The organism is Bacillus sp. FSL R9-9530 (assembly GCF_038008145.1).
In the GTDB taxonomy this organism is placed as follows: Bacteria; Bacillota; Bacilli; order Bacillales; family Bacillaceae_G; genus Bacillus_A; species Bacillus_A mycoides.
The window spans coordinates 502,363-517,861 of record NZ_JBBOYO010000001.1 but is presented as its reverse complement, the minus strand read 5'-3'; the positions used below and the strand labels follow the sequence as shown (position 1 = coordinate 517,861).

14 protein-coding genes are annotated in these 15,499 nt (G+C 38.5%); 2 read left to right on the top strand and 12 right to left on the bottom strand.

Going from position 1 to position 15,499, the window contains the following annotated elements; all coding sequences use genetic code 11:
• Nucleotides 1-265: 265 nt before the first annotated feature.
• The 7 genes from MKX66_RS02455 to MKX66_RS02425 form a co-directional block, all read right to left on the bottom strand.
• Nucleotides 266-1,885, bottom strand: coding sequence for an amidohydrolase (locus MKX66_RS02455; RefSeq protein ID WP_326997394.1), 1,620 nt, complete (start codon nt 1,883-1,885; stop codon nt 266-268).
• A 254-nt stretch (nt 1,886-2,139) separates the two neighbouring features.
• Nucleotides 2,140-3,504: an aspartate aminotransferase family protein gene (locus MKX66_RS02450; protein WP_162014394.1), complete on the bottom strand. Its 1,365-nt coding sequence runs from the start codon at nt 3,502-3,504 to the stop codon at nt 2,140-2,142.
• A gap of 30 nt (nt 3,505-3,534) precedes the next feature.
• The gene (locus tag MKX66_RS02445) at nt 3,535-4,995 is read right to left on the bottom strand and encodes a CoA-acylating methylmalonate-semialdehyde dehydrogenase (RefSeq protein ID WP_286676692.1); all 1,461 of its coding nucleotides are present in this window, start codon (nt 4,993-4,995) and stop codon (nt 3,535-3,537) included.
• 175 nt (nt 4,996-5,170) lie between these two features.
• The gene (locus tag MKX66_RS02440; RefSeq protein ID WP_033729945.1) at nt 5,171-5,452 is read right to left on the bottom strand and encodes a cupin domain-containing protein; all 282 of its coding nucleotides are present in this window, start codon (nt 5,450-5,452) and stop codon (nt 5,171-5,173) included.
• Between the two features lie 50 nt (nt 5,453-5,502).
• Complete coding sequence (locus MKX66_RS02435; RefSeq protein WP_002142589.1) at nt 5,503-6,921, bottom strand: MATE family efflux transporter; 1,419 nt, start codon at nt 6,919-6,921, stop codon at nt 5,503-5,505.
• A gap of 45 nt (nt 6,922-6,966) precedes the next feature.
• The gene (locus MKX66_RS02430; protein WP_341085407.1) at nt 6,967-8,439 is read right to left on the bottom strand and encodes an aldehyde dehydrogenase family protein; all 1,473 of its coding nucleotides are present in this window, start codon (nt 8,437-8,439) and stop codon (nt 6,967-6,969) included.
• Nucleotides 8,440-8,452: 13 nt separating this feature from the next.
• Nucleotides 8,453-9,739 (bottom strand): NAD(P)/FAD-dependent oxidoreductase, encoded by a 1,287-nt coding sequence (locus tag MKX66_RS02425; protein WP_002033464.1) that lies wholly within the window; start codon nt 9,737-9,739, stop codon nt 8,453-8,455.
• Nucleotides 9,740-9,925: 186 nt separating this feature from the next.
• On the opposite strand from MKX66_RS02425, the gene MKX66_RS02420 reads away from it, so the two are divergent.
• Complete coding sequence (locus MKX66_RS02420) at nt 9,926-11,158, top strand: MerR family transcriptional regulator (protein WP_341085405.1); 1,233 nt, start codon at nt 9,926-9,928, stop codon at nt 11,156-11,158.
• A gap of 69 nt (nt 11,159-11,227) precedes the next feature.
• Here the strand turns inward: MKX66_RS02420 and bshB2 are convergent, their stop codons facing one another.
• Together bshB2 and MKX66_RS02410 are read right to left on the bottom strand one after the other, a co-directional pair.
• Nucleotides 11,228-11,890, bottom strand: a complete 663-nt coding sequence (bshB2, locus tag MKX66_RS02415) for a bacillithiol biosynthesis deacetylase BshB2 (RefSeq protein WP_000439465.1) — start codon at nt 11,888-11,890, stop codon at nt 11,228-11,230.
• A 15-nt stretch (nt 11,891-11,905) separates the two neighbouring features.
• Nucleotides 11,906-12,256: a YojF family protein gene (locus MKX66_RS02410; RefSeq protein WP_000407039.1), complete on the bottom strand. Its 351-nt coding sequence runs from the start codon at nt 12,254-12,256 to the stop codon at nt 11,906-11,908.
• A 262-nt stretch (nt 12,257-12,518) separates the two neighbouring features.
• On the opposite strand from MKX66_RS02410, the gene MKX66_RS02405 reads away from it, so the two are divergent.
• A complete protein-coding gene (locus tag MKX66_RS02405) occupies nt 12,519-13,844 on the top strand; it encodes an ArsB/NhaD family transporter (protein ID WP_341085404.1) in 1,326 nt (441 codons plus the stop codon).
• A 129-nt stretch (nt 13,845-13,973) separates the two neighbouring features.
• Here the strand turns inward: MKX66_RS02405 and MKX66_RS02400 are convergent, their stop codons facing one another.
• The 3 genes from MKX66_RS02400 to MKX66_RS02390 form a co-directional block, all read right to left on the bottom strand.
• Nucleotides 13,974-14,201: a hypothetical protein gene (locus MKX66_RS02400; RefSeq protein WP_002033458.1), complete on the bottom strand. Its 228-nt coding sequence runs from the start codon at nt 14,199-14,201 to the stop codon at nt 13,974-13,976.
• A gap of 234 nt (nt 14,202-14,435) precedes the next feature.
• Nucleotides 14,436-14,795, bottom strand: a complete 360-nt coding sequence (locus tag MKX66_RS02395; protein WP_002033457.1) for a nuclear transport factor 2 family protein — start codon at nt 14,793-14,795, stop codon at nt 14,436-14,438.
• Between the two features lie 79 nt (nt 14,796-14,874).
• On the bottom strand, nt 14,875-15,426 hold the full coding sequence (locus MKX66_RS02390) for a GNAT family N-acetyltransferase (protein ID WP_002142599.1): 552 nt from the start codon (nt 15,424-15,426) through the stop codon (nt 14,875-14,877).
• Nucleotides 15,427-15,499 lie beyond the last annotated feature (73 nt).

Here is a 15,499-nt window from a genome sequence, read left to right as displayed (position 1 = left end):
TAAAACAACAAAGAAAACACCTCAATTACGCATGTTAATACTTATAGGAGGGTAATATTAACATTGATTTTAAAATATAGTCTTTCAATTATATGATAGGTTGTGTTCGTTTTCTAGTGTTCATAATCTGAATATTTGTTAGTAGACGAATATCCTTTCAATTCTCTTGGAAAATTAATACGATTTGAAAAGCGCAACTAAACAACTGAAACGCCCCTTCAATTGTTAAAATCATTCTCACAATTGAAGGGGCGTTTTTTTATTGCTACATTTTCACTGATTGTTCTTTTTGATAGATAATTTCACCATCAATAATTGTTGTTTCTACTTTTAAATCTTTAATTTGGTTTGGATTGACACTTAAAATGCTGTCATTTAATATAACTAAATCCGCCAACTTTCCGGCCTCTATGCTTCCTTTTATCTCTTCTTCAAAACTCGCATAAGCACCATTCCATGTGTACAGTTTAATAGCTTCCATTACGCTTATAGATTGATTAGCACCAACCTCTATTCCGGACTTAGTTTTTCTATTGACAGCAACATGAATTCCTAATAAAGGATTATAGTCAGTAACTGGTGCATCCGAACTACCTGCTGCAATGATGCCACGATCAATAAAATCACGAGCAGCGTACATGTGATTAACACGATCACCATAGTGCTCTACATATATCTCTCCGAATTCATATGGAAATGGAGGATTTGGAATTGGAACCATCTCGAGTTTTTTCATTCTCTCTTGTAAATCTGGTGAAGAAATTCCCGCATGCTCGATTCGATGACGGTGATTTTTTCTTGGTGATTCCTCTAGCGCCCTTTCTACACAATTCAAATACATTTCAATAGCTTTATCACCTTGTGCATGTACAGTGATTTGATAGCCTTTTTTATGCGCTTCACCTAAAACCTTATAGATTTCTTCCTCACTATAATAAAGAATGCCGTAATTGTTAGGGTCACTTGAATATGACTTACGGGTTGCAATTGTAGGCCCCGTGCTACTTCCATCTGTAAACAATTTAGCTGGTCCGACTTTGAATCTTTCATCCCCGGTACCAGTTACCACACCAGCCTCGACCATTTTATTAACAAATTCATGAGAGTTATTTATTTGACATATCATTGCATATATTCGGACACGAATATCCCTACTCTTCACAGCTCGTTGTAGTAAACGAAAACTCTCCGGTCCATCTCCACCTGCGTCATGTATACTTGTTATGCCAGCTGCAACGAAATGATCTGATGCAATTTTCACAGCCTTCATCATTTCACTTTCTGTATAACTTGCAACCTCGCTCATACTCATATTTGCTGCTTCAATTAACTTTCCTGTAAGCCTTCCTGCCTGATTCTTTTCAATAACTCCCCCATTCGTATCCGGTGTGTTCTCGTTAATTTGCGCAATTTCTAATGCTTTACTGTTCACCACGCTTATATGGTGACAAGTACGAGTTATAATAATAGGGTGTTCAACTGAAATTCCATCCAACTCAGTAATTGTTGGATAACGCTTTTCCTTCACAGCGGTTTCATTAAAGCCCCAAGCACGTATCCATTCACCTTTTGGCGTTTCTAAGGCCTTCTTTTTCAGATCATCTAATAAAGCATCGATAGAATCAATATGTTCAGCTTTACAACTGACAGCCAACTGATTTAGTCCATGAGAAATGATGTGAAGATGGGAATCAATGAATCCAGGAAGAATCGTTTTCCCTTGCAGGTCAATTACATCCGTATTTTCTCCTATAAAACTCTTAACCTCCTGATTTGAGCCAACAACTACGATATGATTATCTTTTATTGCTACAGCTTCGACTACTGTATTCTTTTGGTCTACTGTAATAACTTCTCCATTTATCAATACAACATCAGCTTTCATAAACTCAACCCTTTCGGAATTACTCTTTTCGAGTAATTCATTCAGTATTTAAAGTTACATCTCCTAATAGGCTCATCCGCTTTTTAACAAGATTTATCAATAATTAATTAAAGTTGAGCTAAAGTGAAACTTTAATCAGTGGGGGGGTTTTTGTTCATCCCCCACTGATTATTAGCCCTCACCAATCGGGCTTTTACGGGCAGTTGATCTCCCACCTAACTTCTTTGCTCCAGCCGCATTTTGAGGTGGGAGTTTTACTGCCCGTTAATGCGGGATAAACATTCTTTCATTGTTTTAACGATAAAAGTAAAGTCTTCCTCTGTGATGCTTAATGGAGGAGCAAGCTGTAAAATATTATTGTAACCTGCGACAGTGTCACCATTTTTACCAATAATTAGGCCTTTTTCTTTACAAGCATTGATGACTTTGTTCATCTTTTCAATGGAAGCCGGTTCTTTTGTTTGCTTATCTTCCACTAGTTCAATGCCCAAAAGAAGGCCCTTTCCGCGAACATCCCCTACGTTTGGATGCTCTTTTACATCCTCTAGCTCATATAACAGTCGTTCACCCAATTCTTTGGAACGTTCAATGAGTTTCTCATTCTCCATAATTTCTAAATTCTTCAAAGCTAAAGCGCAAGCAGCAGGATTTCCTCCGAACGTATTTACATGGCGGAAGCGATCATAATCATCACTACCTACGAATGCCTCATAAACCTCTCGTCTAACTGCTGTTGCTGACAAAGGAAGATACGCACTTGTAATACCTTTTGCCATTGTAATGATATCTGGTTTGACGCCATAATTCATAAATCCAAATGGCTTCCCTGTCCGGCCAAATCCACATATAACTTCATCACAAATGAGCAACGCACCGTGCTTCTCGCAAATTTCTTTTACTTTTCCCATATATCCATCAGGAGGCATTAAAATTCCGCCCCCAGTAATGATTGGCTCCATAATCACACCGGCTACTGTTTGGCTTAACTCCCATGTCATGACACGATCGATTTCCTCAGCACTTGCCAGTGTATGAACATCCTCTGGATTTCGATACGTATCAGGCGGTGCTACATGCAGGAATCCTTGCCCGAGTGGTTCATATTTATACTTTCGCTGTGCTTGACCTGTTGCTGCAAGAGCTCCCATTGAGTTACCGTGATAAGCGCGGTAGCGGGAAATAAACTTATAGCGTCCATGATCACCTTTTTGTTGATGATATTGACGAGCAATTTTAAATGCTGTTTCATTCGCTTCCGATCCACTGTTAGAAAAGAAAATGACGTATTCATCATCAAGCCATTCATTCAATTTTTCTGCTAATTTAATAGCAGGAACATGACTTTGAGTCAGAGGGAAATACGGCATTTCTTCAAGCTGTTCAAACGCCGCTCTTGCAAGTTCTTTTCGACCATACCCAACATTCACGCACCAAAGACCGGACATACCGTCTAAATAACGGTTTCCATCAATATCCGTCACCCATGCCCCTTCTGCTTTTGTGATAATTAAATTCGTTGGACTAGGGGCTGCTCCTCTCATCGCATGCCAAAGGTACTTTTCATCTGTTTTTTTCAAACTTTGTGTTTGCTCCGTCGCTTGCACAATCACCAGCTCCATTCTATCTTTTTATGGTTTTACATCACGCTTTCAATAACGAGCCGTAAGCATTTTCTTGCGAGTATAGAATTCTACGCCATCTTTTCCATTTGCATGGAGATCACCATAGAAAGATTTCTTATAACCTGAGAACGGGAAGAATGCCATTGGAGCAGGAACTCCAAGATTAACCCCAAGCATACCTGCATCAATTTCTTCACGGAATTCACGAATAGCTTTCGCGCTATTTGTGTACAGACATGCACCATTTGCGAATGGCGATGCATTAGCAACATGAATCGCTTCCATCAAGTCTTTTACGCGTACAATAGAAAGAACCGGTGCGAAAATTTCATCTTGCCAGATTTTCATTTCCTGTGTCACATTGTCAAAAATCGTTGGGCCAACAAAATAACCTTGGCTGTTTGCTACATCGTCTTCACGTCCGTCACGAATAAGTGTCGCTCCCTGCTCTACACCGGATTGAATGTATCCGAGTGTCCGCTCTTTATGTCCTTCACGAATAACAGGACCAAGGAAAACACCTTCTTCCAGACCATTACCAATCGTAATTGCATTAGCCTCTTGAAGCAGTCTATTAACGAGCTCATCTGCAACGTCTTCTTCCACGACAACAACAGCCGCTGCCATGCATCGTTCACCAGCTGAACCGAAGGCAGCACTTGTAATTTCTTTCACTGTAGAACTAAGGTCCGCATCTTTTAATACGATCGAATGATTTTTTGCCCCTGCAAGAGCTTGTACACGTTTACCGTTAGCTGCTGCTGTTTTATATATATACTCAGCCACAGGTTGAGAACCAACGAAAGATACAGCTTTCACATCCTCATTGTCAAGAATGCCGTTAACGACGTCATGTGCACCATGCACAATATTTAGTACTCCATCTGGAAGACCTGCTTCTTTAAACAGTTCAGCTATGCGATTAGCCAATAGCGGTGTTCTTTCAGATGGTTTTAATACAAATGTATTCCCGCATGCAACCGCGAGTGGAAACATCCAGCATGGCACCATCATCGGAAAGTTAAATGGCGTTATTCCTGCGATTACTCCGATCGGATAACGATACATCCCTGATTCAACACCAGTAGCAATATCGGGAAGTTGCTCTCCCATCATTAAAGTGGGTGCGCCTGCGGCAAATTCAACACATTCAATCCCCCGCTGCACTTCACCATATGCTTCCTTATAACTTTTTCCGTTTTCCAAGGTTACGAGTTTAGCTAACTCTTCCCAGTTTTCAATCAATAGCTGTTGATAGCGAAATAGAATCCGAGCACGCCGAGGCACAGCGACCTTTCTCCATGTTTTGAATGCTTCTTTCGCAGTTGCTACAGCTCTATCTAAATCTTCTTTAGTCGAAAGAGGCACACGAGCAATAATCTCTCCTGTTGCTGGATTTGGTACATCTTCAACTTGCTTACTTGTGGATTCTATCCATTGTCCGCCAATATAATTTTTCAACGTTTGTACATTTTTCATTACTACCATGGTGAAGCCTCCTATTTTAAGATAACCGTCCTATGTTATCGCCCCTAAAAAGAAAGCGCATTCATTTGACGGTATGTAAACTTATTTACATACATTTCTTCAACATTATTAATCTTATTCATTGAATACGCAGGAGCAGTCATCTGCTTAGCATTTGTCCACTCCCCAGTTCACATTATTTCAGATGGATCTCATGGTTCATCTTATAATTCTTTTTCAAAAATACTGGGCAATCCCATTCACAAACAAGGTCCTTAGCCAAGGAAACGATCCAGTCCTTTGTAATATGATACTTTTCCCCATCAACAGTAATAAACACTTCACCATCTGTCACATAGAAAACTTCCTGCTCTTCTACATGCCACGTTCCTTTATTCGGTTCGCCTACCCACGGTTCCCATGCGTTGGCACCTAGTTGCTCTGCTTCTTCTGCTGTAAGTTTTTTCGCAAAAAACATGACAATCCTCTCTCTTTCTCTTTCTTATTGGTAATTTTGAAGGAATAAGTCTATAAATCTACTGTCTTAACATTTGTATTTTTTAAACGTTTAAACTCTTTTTTCATAAAGTATATGGCAATGAGAACACCTGGAATTTCTGCAGCAGGAGCAGCGTACCATACACCTTCTACACCCCAGTATTTCGGGAAAATAAATAGAAACGGTAACATGAACAACAATATTTTGCTTACACTAATAAACGTTGCGGACCAGTTTCTCTCTTGCGATTCGAAATAACCGGAGATAAGCAGGCTAACTGCACTAAGCGTAAACAAACAATTGAATACAACTGTCGTCCAAATCCCCAGTTTTTGCAATTCAGGATTACCACCGGAAAAAAATGACACAATTGGATCTGCAAAAATGACTAGTATGGCTGTCACGATTACAAAGAAGGAAACTGTAAAAATGAGTCCCATCTTAATTGCTTGTTTCACACGATCAAGGTTGCCCGCACCGTAATTATAACTAATAATCGGTTGAAGCCCTGTCATCCCACCAAGCGCTGCTAGGGCGAGGAGATTTGTAATGTAACCGTTTTGAATCGTGAAAGCTGCAACGTGTAGACCACCACCGTAGCTTTGCAGTAAGTTGTTGGTGAAAATAATTGCAATAAACATCATGAACTGACTCGAGAAAGATGCAAAGCCCGTCCAAACCACTTCACCAATCTTCTTGAGATTAATCATCATATCTTTCATTTTTGGCTTAAGTTTTGTTTTACCAAACCAGAAATAAAAGATTAGGAGAACAGGAATCGATTGCGAAATCGTATTAGCCCATGAAGAACCCATCATCCCCATGTCATACTTCACTACCATAATCCATTCCATAGTCCCAGCAACGACCGCTGCGACTAACCAACTGTTCATTGATAATATAGGCTTTTCATCGATATTAGCTAAAATACTTAATACAACGGCCAATATCGTTAATGGCAACGAAATCCATAGCAGTCGGCTATATTGCACCGCATACGGAAGTGCTTCATCACTTGCTCCGAATAAAATCATAATATCATTTTCAAAGACCAACCCAAGTATAGCTAACAAAGAAGACAGGAAAAGAGTAAACCATAAAGTTTGTCCCATAATACTTCTAGCTTCTTCGATTTTCCCTTTCCCCAGTCGAAGTGAAATGACCGCTCCGGCTCCCACACCTAAAAGAACACCAATCATACGGGTAATAACCATGACCGTAAATCCAATTCCGATCCCTTCGACTTCCAGCTCCTGAAAGCCACTGACGAAATAGCCATCAACAACCGATACAACTCCTAAAATTACGTTAGCCATAATTCCCGCCAAAGCAAACCGTAAATATAGTAACGGAATACTTTTGGTTCCTAGCACTGAATCATCCACCGGCTTATTCATTACTTCTGGTTGCTCTATTTTTGATGACGGACCGTTGTCCACTATTTTCATGAGCATATCCCCTTATTAATAATTTATATAGCACGTTTTGCTCAATTAATTCGCATACCACCCTACCGGATTTGCATGCTGGTGGATATTGATTTGCTTCGTTTCCATAAAGTGCTCCAGTCCGGCAACACCTAACGCTCTGCCGATGCCACTTTGCTTATACCCTCCCCAAGGACCTTCCACATAAGCGAGATGATAACTATTAATCCAAGTAATTCCCGCACGCAATTTACTAATGACACGTTTTGCCAGGTCCATATCTTCCGTAAATACAGCACCGGCTAATCCATAAATAGAATCATTCGCTTTTTGGATGGCATCTTCCTCATCTTTAAATTTCTGTACAACAAGGACTGGGCCAAAAATCTCTTCCTTCACAATACACATATTCTCATTTACATCAGCAAAGATTGTTGGTGCAATGAAAAACCCTCGATCAAGCCCATTTTCTGTTAAGCGCTTACCACCACAAACTAATTTTGCACCTTCTTCGATTCCTCTCTGAATATAATGTAAAACTTCATTCATATGAAACTCGTTTGTGAGCGCTCCCATTTCAATATTCTCACTTTCCCCGTTGCCAACTACAATTTTGTTCGCACGCTCGGCCAATCTTTCAACAAACTTATCATAAATAATCTCTTGTACAAGTAAACGAGATGCAGCTGAACAAACTTGCCCAGCGTTGTGGAAAATACCAAACATCGCATTATCGACTGCGGTTTCAAAATCCACATCGTCGAACACAATAAGTGGAGATTTACCACCTAGTTCAAGTGTGATTTTTTTCATATTGCCTGCAGCTGCGCGCATAATACTTTGACCTGTTTTTGTTCCACCAGTAAAGGCAATTTTGTCGACATCATGGCTCTCTGCAAGCTCATTCCCAACCTTTGAACCAGGTCCCAATACTAAGTTTGCTACTCCATCCGGAAGTCCAACCTCTTCGATAATTTCAAATAACTTGAATACGCTTACAGGAGTGACGTCAGCAGGCTTAATTACAATTGTATTCCCTGCGGCAAGTGCAGGAGCAATTTGCCAAACAGCTAACATAAGCGGGAAATTCCAAGGTACAATAAGTCCACAAACACCAATCGGTTCATGAATAATAATCGTTTCTGAAGCATCATCACGAGTGTAAGATTCCTTTTTCATACCTTTAATCAAGTCAGCATAATAGCGGAAGCATTGAATCGATACAGGAATATCTATATAGGTTGTTGCACGGATAACCTTACCGTTATTTGCAGTTTCCAAACGGGCAATTTCAGCTGTATTCTCTTCAAGACGGTCTGCAATCTTATATAGATAGTCAGCTCTTTCATCAGCCGATAAACCCGACCAGATCCCGCTATCAAACGCTTTACGAGCCGCCTTAATTGCTATCTTCGCATCATCTGCTGATCCATGAGCAGACGTTGCAATAACCTCTCCGGTTGCAGGATTGATAATGTTTCGTCTAGCACCCGATAATGCTTCTACCCATTTCCCGTCAATGAACATGTTAATTTTCATAAACACCTCTCCTTTACGCGATAATATCTACCAGTTTGAAACCAATATGTGCTATATTGACCAGCATCGTTTTCTGATTATAAAATGGGAATGATTTAAGGCGTTCTTTTTCAAATCGATATCCACCTGCACTCCCCGTAACGATCCATTGTGCCAATAACTTACCAAACAATGTCGAGAGAGACGCGCCATGTCCCGTATAACCCGTTGCAAAATATGCGCCTTCTTTGGATCTACCGATAACAGGGAACGTATCAATTGTAACCCCGATAAATCCACCCCACCTGTAATCAATCTTGCTTCCTTCTAGTTTTGGCATTATTTTAACCATGGCATCGTAAACATTTTGATAAACAGCATCACCTAAGTTTGGACGAATATCGCCACCGCCAAATATGATCCGATTATCTGGTGTACGCCTGAAATAGTAAAGGAAACTGCTTGTATCAAAAACCATGCGATCTTTAGGAATGACGCTATTCACTAGTGATTCTGGCAGCTGTTCAGTACCAATAATACGTGCCGAAATTGGCAGTACGCCTTTATTCAATTCAGCCATAATTTTTCCGGAGTAACCATCTGTAGCAACAATAATGTCTTTCGCTGTAACAGTACCTTTTTCTGTAATAACTTTCACACTATTTCGGCCGTACTCAATAGATAGTGCTTTCGAATGCTCAAAGATTTTTGCACCGATCGATTTAGCTGCTTCTCCCAAACCAATTGCATAGTTCAGTGGTTGGAACGAGTAACTCGAGTCGTCGACTAAGCAACCATAATATTGCGGGGAATCAATTTCTTGATGCAACTGACTTCGATTAAGCACGCTACATTCATATCCAAAATTTTTGTTTAAGTATTCGCTTTCAAGTTTCAACCCTTCAAAATGCTTGGCTTTGTAAGCCGCCACAATGTGACCTGTCTTTCTGAAGTTACAGTTGATTTGATGCTCGTCAATAATGTTTTTAACTAATTCAACACTAAGCAGAGAAAGATCGTTAAGTTGCCTCGCCTCTTCAGCACCATACTTCTTGGCAAGCTCCTGCATCGTTGACTTATAGCCTGGCAATACCATCCCGCCGTTGCGACCGCTTGCGCCATATCCGATTGTTTCCTGCTCAAGGACAATGACACTCTTCCCTAACTTTTGCAAATGATATGCAGAAGAAAGACCTGTGAAACCTGCGCCAATAATGACAACATCCGCCTCTTCATTTCCTTCAAGAGGTTTTCCTTTGTCATATCTGTTTGCAGTCGCTGTCCATAGTGAGAGTGTATCCATATGATCCATCTTATCCATAGCTAATCCTTCTCCTTTCGTGACATGTATGTTACAATACAGTCAAAAATATTCTTAATATTCAAACTTATTGAGTTAATAATATGACTTGGAGTTTCCTCCAAGTCAATAGCTATTTGAGAGTTTTTTGAATTCATTTTGCGAAAAAAGTGGAGTAACTCCACTTTTTTCATTGGGGGTACATCTATGAAAATTGGTACATTTGCGAAGCTTTTTCATGTTACGACTGATACCGTTCGTTATTACATTGAACTAGGATTATTAATACCAGACAAAAAAAACACTCAGTATAAAATGAACCAATTGTGTTTCGACGACATGACTTTTATTACTGAGCTGAAAAAATTTCATTTTTCATTGATAGAAATCCAACGAATTTTATCATATCGGCGTGTCACAAACTTCTCGGACCATGAGGATATCGACTACTACAACAACTCGCTCATTGATAAAAAGGACGAGCTAACCAAGAAAAAAGAAGACATATCAAAAGCTATCCAATTGATTGAAAAAGCGGTTCAAACTAGCTCGCCTTCATCCAAAGAAGAAAGTATTACAGGAATCCCGCTTGACTTTGTAAATTTTCTCTATTGTCCAAAATGCCGCATTCCACTTGAAATGAAAGATGTAACGATTAAAAAAGTCTACATTCACACGGGGAGTTTAACTTTTAGCTGTGGATACGAAGCAGCTATCGAGGAGGGTATTATCATTACCGCGAACTTGTACGAGACGTCTCCTTATCCATCTTATTTTTACGATAAAGAAACGATTAAAGAGATCAATCCCAAAATGATTAACTTATTTGAAAAAAGTAATTTTCGATTTCAAAAAGTTCTACAAAATATAGATTTGAAAAACAAATTAATTGTGGAAACAAACGTTGATGCTTTTGTATCACTACCCAAATATATCGATGTTCTTGAACCAAGCGCAAACTATGTATTCAGTGGCTATTCGCTTGCAATGCTCAAGAAGGTGAGAAATAGAATTGAGCGTATGAATCCGAAGCCACGCGTCCTTTATATTTTGAATTCAGATTTAAATCTACCATTGAAACCGCTTAGCATCGATGTTTTTGTGGATAGTTTTACAATAACTGATTTTTCACTGCTCAACCCAGAGTTCCCAAGTCATGTTCTAAAAAACTATTTACATAACAGTTCAACAATTGTCGGTGGATACTCGTATTATGATAACTCGGCCAAATCCTTGAAAAATATTTCAGCCTTATATCCAAATTCCCATGAGCATATTTTACATCCAAAATACTTAGAAGAAAATTTATCAGTTAACGGATTTCAAATCATGCAAAATGAAAATATCGGTTACTGTACAGATCCAGGACCTTATTTCGATTATCATGTAAGAGACGAAAAATTCCACATGCTCATGTATTTGGCTAATACGAAACAATAGCACAAAAAGCGCCATCACAAGTGACGGCGCTTTTTCTATGTAAGAGCTACTAGAAGGTACCCTTCTAGCCTACTCCCATTTATAAGTCCAAAACTGTTCAAGTTGCAGCCATTTTAATGTTGCTGCGTCTTTGTTTTTTATTTTTGCATGCGTTTCTTCTAGCATCGCTTCCGTTTGTGAACGATGCGCGCCTAGTGCAGCTAATTTATGTTCAAATACTTCACTAATATTATTTACAACATCCGGTTCACCGAGTACTGCTTCGCGATTTCTTGTAATCGCAACCGCATGAATGGCTGGACGTTCTTCTTTTGGCATACGTGATACAGCGCGAACTACAGCGCGGCCAAATGCATCATGATCCGGATGTACGCCGTGTTCTGGATAAAATGTAATAATTCGAGATGGATTTACTTCTTGAATAATCGCTTCGATTTTATCGGCAACAAAATCAACATCTTCAAATTCTAACGTTTTATCATGGAAACCGAGCATTCTTAAATCTTGAATCCCCATCGCTTCACATGCATCTTTTAATTCTTTTTCACGTATATTTGGAATCGTTTCACGGTTAGCGAATACGTTTTTCCCCATGTTACGTCCCATTTGTCCAAGAGTACCACATGCGTACGTTACAGGTACTCCTTGATCTGTTAATAAGCGAATTGTTCCTCCCGCAGCAAATGCTTCATCATCTGGATGCGGAAATACAACAAGTACATGTCTCTCCATAAGTTTCCCTCCTTCTTACTTAAATGGCGTTAAGCTTAGCTCAAGCGCTACCGCTAAGCGGCCTTGGTTATCATGCCCTGCTAGTAATAAACGCTCTTTATCGTCTACTTCCCAGTGCGTAATGCCTTCTGCATATACCCAGCCATGATCCATTTTCAAACCAACTCGGTATGGGTTTGTTCCAGTTATTTTCCCACGCTCAAAGCGAATAATTGCATTTCGAATGAATGCTCCTACTGTCATCATCTTTTCATTAAAGTGTGACGCATACGCTCCATTCGTCGTTTCTAAATGAATATATACATCTTTATTTACAAAACGTTCAATTTCATTTTGAATAAGAGAACTATCTTTTACTATTTCCATCGGAATTCACCTCTTTAAACCATTTTACGCAAAAATAATGTAAATTGCTATCTCTATATTAGAGGACAACGCCCACTTTTCCTAATAATTTGCACTGTGTTTTTTTATTTTTTTATATCATATGTAGAATTGATGTTTTTTCCTTCACTTTGTTAAATAGTTTTCTTTCTTTTTTGAATTTGCTACAATATATTTTATCCCGTATTAATACAGCGAGATACATTTCGACAATTGAATACATACTTTAAAGAAGGTGATATGATTGGAACAATCAGCACATGAAGTAGCAAATTGGCAATATTATTTTACAATTTCCGTATTTTTAGTCACGTACGGTTTTATTATTTCTGAGAAATTGAATCGTGCTGTAATCGCACTATTCGGTGCTGCTATTATGATTATTTTTGGAATTGTAGATTTACATACTGCTTTCACATCGCATATTCAATGGGAAACGATTACCCTTTTAATTGGGATGATGATTCTCGTACATATTACGAGTCAATCAGGCGTATTTGAATTTGTAGCCATAAAAGCAGCAAAAGCAGCTGGCGGAAAACCAATCCGCATTTTATTATTACTATCCCTATTAACTGCTGTCGGTTCTGCATTTTTGGACAACGTAACAACCGTATTATTAATCGTACCTGTTACACTATCCATTACACGTATTTTAAAAGTAAATCCTGTTCCTTATTTAATTTCAGAAGTACTATTTTCAAATATAGGTGGAACAGCAACATTAATTGGTGACCCGCCGAACATTATGATTGGATCAGCTAATAAACATTTAGACTTTAATGCCTTTTTACTAAACTTAGCTCCAATCGTAATCATTATTTCTATCGTTACACTTGGCATTATTTACTTCATGTATCGCAACAAACTAAAAACAACACCTGAGCAAATCGAAAAGCTAATGGCATTAAATGAAAAAGATTATATTAAAGATCAGAGCCTCCTTTTAAAATCCATTACGATTTTAGGACTAACTATTTTAGGCTTTGTACTTCATTCTATTATTCATGTAGACGCTGCCGTTATTGCGATGACAGGTGCTACACTTCTTATGTTAATCGGTGTGAAAGAACATGATATTGAAGATGTATTTGCCCACGTTGAATGGGTAACAATTTTCTTCTTCGCTGGACTATTCGTTCTCGTTGGCGGATTAATTGATATCGGACTTATTTCTTCACTTGCAAAAGAAGTACTCGACGTAACAAATGGCGATATCGGTTTCGCTGCTATACTTATCTTATGGGTATCTGGCATCGCATCTGCGACAATTGATAACATCCCATTTGTCGCAACGATGATTCCACTTATTCAAGATTTAGCTACAGGACTCGGACTATCTGTCGATTCTCCGCAAATTGAAGTACTATGGTGGGCGTTATCACTTGGAGCTTGCCTAGGAGGCAACGGAACATTAATTGGAGCATCAGCAAACGTAGTCGTTGCTGGTATTGCAAAACGTGAAGGACATGGGTTCTCTTATATGGACTTCTTAAAAATCGGTTTCCCCTTAACGATCATTGCGCTATTGTTATCACATGCTTACATTTATTTACGTTATTTAATGTAGAAGTTGTATTGCATGAAATTATATCGGCGATTTTTAAAATATATCGGCGATTCGACAACGAATATCGACTTGTCGACAAATAACGACAGTAAAACAGGTATGCAGCACTACGCCGCATACCTGTTTTCATCACCAAAATATACCTATAATTGCTAATCCACCTAAAATCATACCACCAATTTGTCCGATGATTGTTGGTGATAGTTGAACACCTTTTCTCACTTCAACAACTGGTCTTTCGTGCCTTAGTTGCTGCACTTCACTTTGAAGTTGATGTACACTTCCGTGTAGTTCTTTAATTAGTTCTTTTAATTCAGCGACCTCTTCATTTACTGGCTTACTTTTTTCTAAGTTCATCTCGCATAACTCCTTATAAATTCAATCAGTTCACTGTAAAATTTCGCCAATTATCGTTATATCTCCTGCATACTACATATATAATATGGAATGTACCTTTATTAACAAGACCCTGTTAAGAAAAAATTTAGATATTTTAAAAAGACAACTTTCATTAGTTCTTTATATATATAAAGGACTAATATATTCAACAATTCTATTCTTTATAGTTTCTTTTTCATACAAAAAGCTTCACTAAAATTTAGCAGGTGTACCTTGATGAAAATACATTTGCCATCTTCCTTCTCTAAATTTCCATATCGAACTACGTAACGAGTGTTGATTATTTATTTCATTGAATATTCGATAAGTAGTTAATGCTACATCTTTGGATAATGGATGTACTTCGAAATCACTCAAAGTCATTTTTACCACACCAATTCCACTTTTATCGATATCCTCATTTTTATATAAAACTTTACCAGAACTCCCAAACTCAAAAAAATCAGCGGCAAGTATCTTTTTAAGCTCCTTTTGAGATGTGCGAACCCCTGGTTTAAGTAATCGTTCCTCTAGCTGATATAAACACTCTCTTAATGAAGATAAACCTTCCATTAGTACACTCCTCCGCTCATAATTACCCAAATATTACAACTTTTCACTCTACACTACACAATTATTCTGTATGTTTTTGCTAGTTCTGCAGCTCTATCCATTCATCCCGCAATATCCCCATAATCATACGATCAAAACACTTTCCGTCTCGCTGAACTGCTTCTCTCATACACCCTTCCATCTGAAAACCCATCTTTTTATACAACGCAATGGCTGCTTTATTATAAGAAATAACATCGAGACCGACGCGGTGTAAATTCATTTCATAGAACGCATACTTTAGAATAATATGTATCGCTTCTTTCCCATATCCCTTCCCTCTATCATTTGCCTCTCCTATACCAATTGCTAATAGACCTGTTCTGTTATTCCACTCTATGCCGTGAATTGCAACAAAACCAATTAAACGATCATCTTGAACTGTTCTTAACATGAAAGAAATACTATTCGATCTCCGTCCCTTTAATAGCCCATCACTCGCTATTTCATGTAACGATTGCGGGAATGCTAAGTCTGTATCTACATTTCTTAAATATTCACTATCTTCTTGCCACACAGCCATTACTTCAGCATCTGTCGCTCTAATAGCTGATAATTTAATAGTTTTATTTTGAAAAAGATTCATTGTCATCTAAAACTCCCCTTTTTTTAAAATAGCGGGGACAATTATTCTGGCCTATTATCCCCTTGTCCTTTGAACTGTT

Coding starts and splice junctions, on each gene's coding strand:
- MKX66_RS02390 (WP_002142599.1), bottom strand. CDS start 15,426: ATGACAATGAATCTTTTTCAAAATAAAACTATTAAATTATCAGCTATT.
- MKX66_RS02430 (WP_341085407.1), bottom strand. CDS start 8,439: ATGAAAATTAACATGTTCATTGACGGGAAATGGGTAGAAGCATTATCG.
- MKX66_RS02420 (WP_341085405.1), top strand. CDS start 9,926: ATGAAAATTGGTACATTTGCGAAGCTTTTTCATGTTACGACTGATACC.
- MKX66_RS02400 (WP_002033458.1), bottom strand. CDS start 14,201: ATGAACTTAGAAAAAAGTAAGCCAGTAAATGAAGAGGTCGCTGAATTA.
- bshB2 (WP_000439465.1), bottom strand. CDS start 11,890: ATGGAGAGACATGTACTTGTTGTATTTCCGCATCCAGATGATGAAGCA.
- MKX66_RS02425 (WP_002033464.1), bottom strand. CDS start 9,739: ATGGATAAGATGGATCATATGGATACACTCTCACTATGGACAGCGACT.
- MKX66_RS02440 (WP_033729945.1), bottom strand. CDS start 5,452: ATGTTTTTTGCGAAAAAACTTACAGCAGAAGAAGCAGAGCAACTAGGT.
- MKX66_RS02395 (WP_002033457.1), bottom strand. CDS start 14,795: ATGGAAGGTTTATCTTCATTAAGAGAGTGTTTATATCAGCTAGAGGAA.
- MKX66_RS02450 (WP_162014394.1), bottom strand. CDS start 3,504: ATGGAGCTGGTGATTGTGCAAGCGACGGAGCAAACACAAAGTTTGAAA.
- MKX66_RS02435 (WP_002142589.1), bottom strand. CDS start 6,921: ATGAAAATAGTGGACAACGGTCCGTCATCAAAAATAGAGCAACCAGAA.
- MKX66_RS02445 (WP_286676692.1), bottom strand. CDS start 4,995: ATGGTAGTAATGAAAAATGTACAAACGTTGAAAAATTATATTGGCGGA.
- MKX66_RS02410 (WP_000407039.1), bottom strand. CDS start 12,256: ATGGAAATAGTAAAAGATAGTTCTCTTATTCAAAATGAAATTGAACGT.
- MKX66_RS02455 (WP_326997394.1), bottom strand. CDS start 1,885: ATGAAAGCTGATGTTGTATTGATAAATGGAGAAGTTATTACAGTAGAC.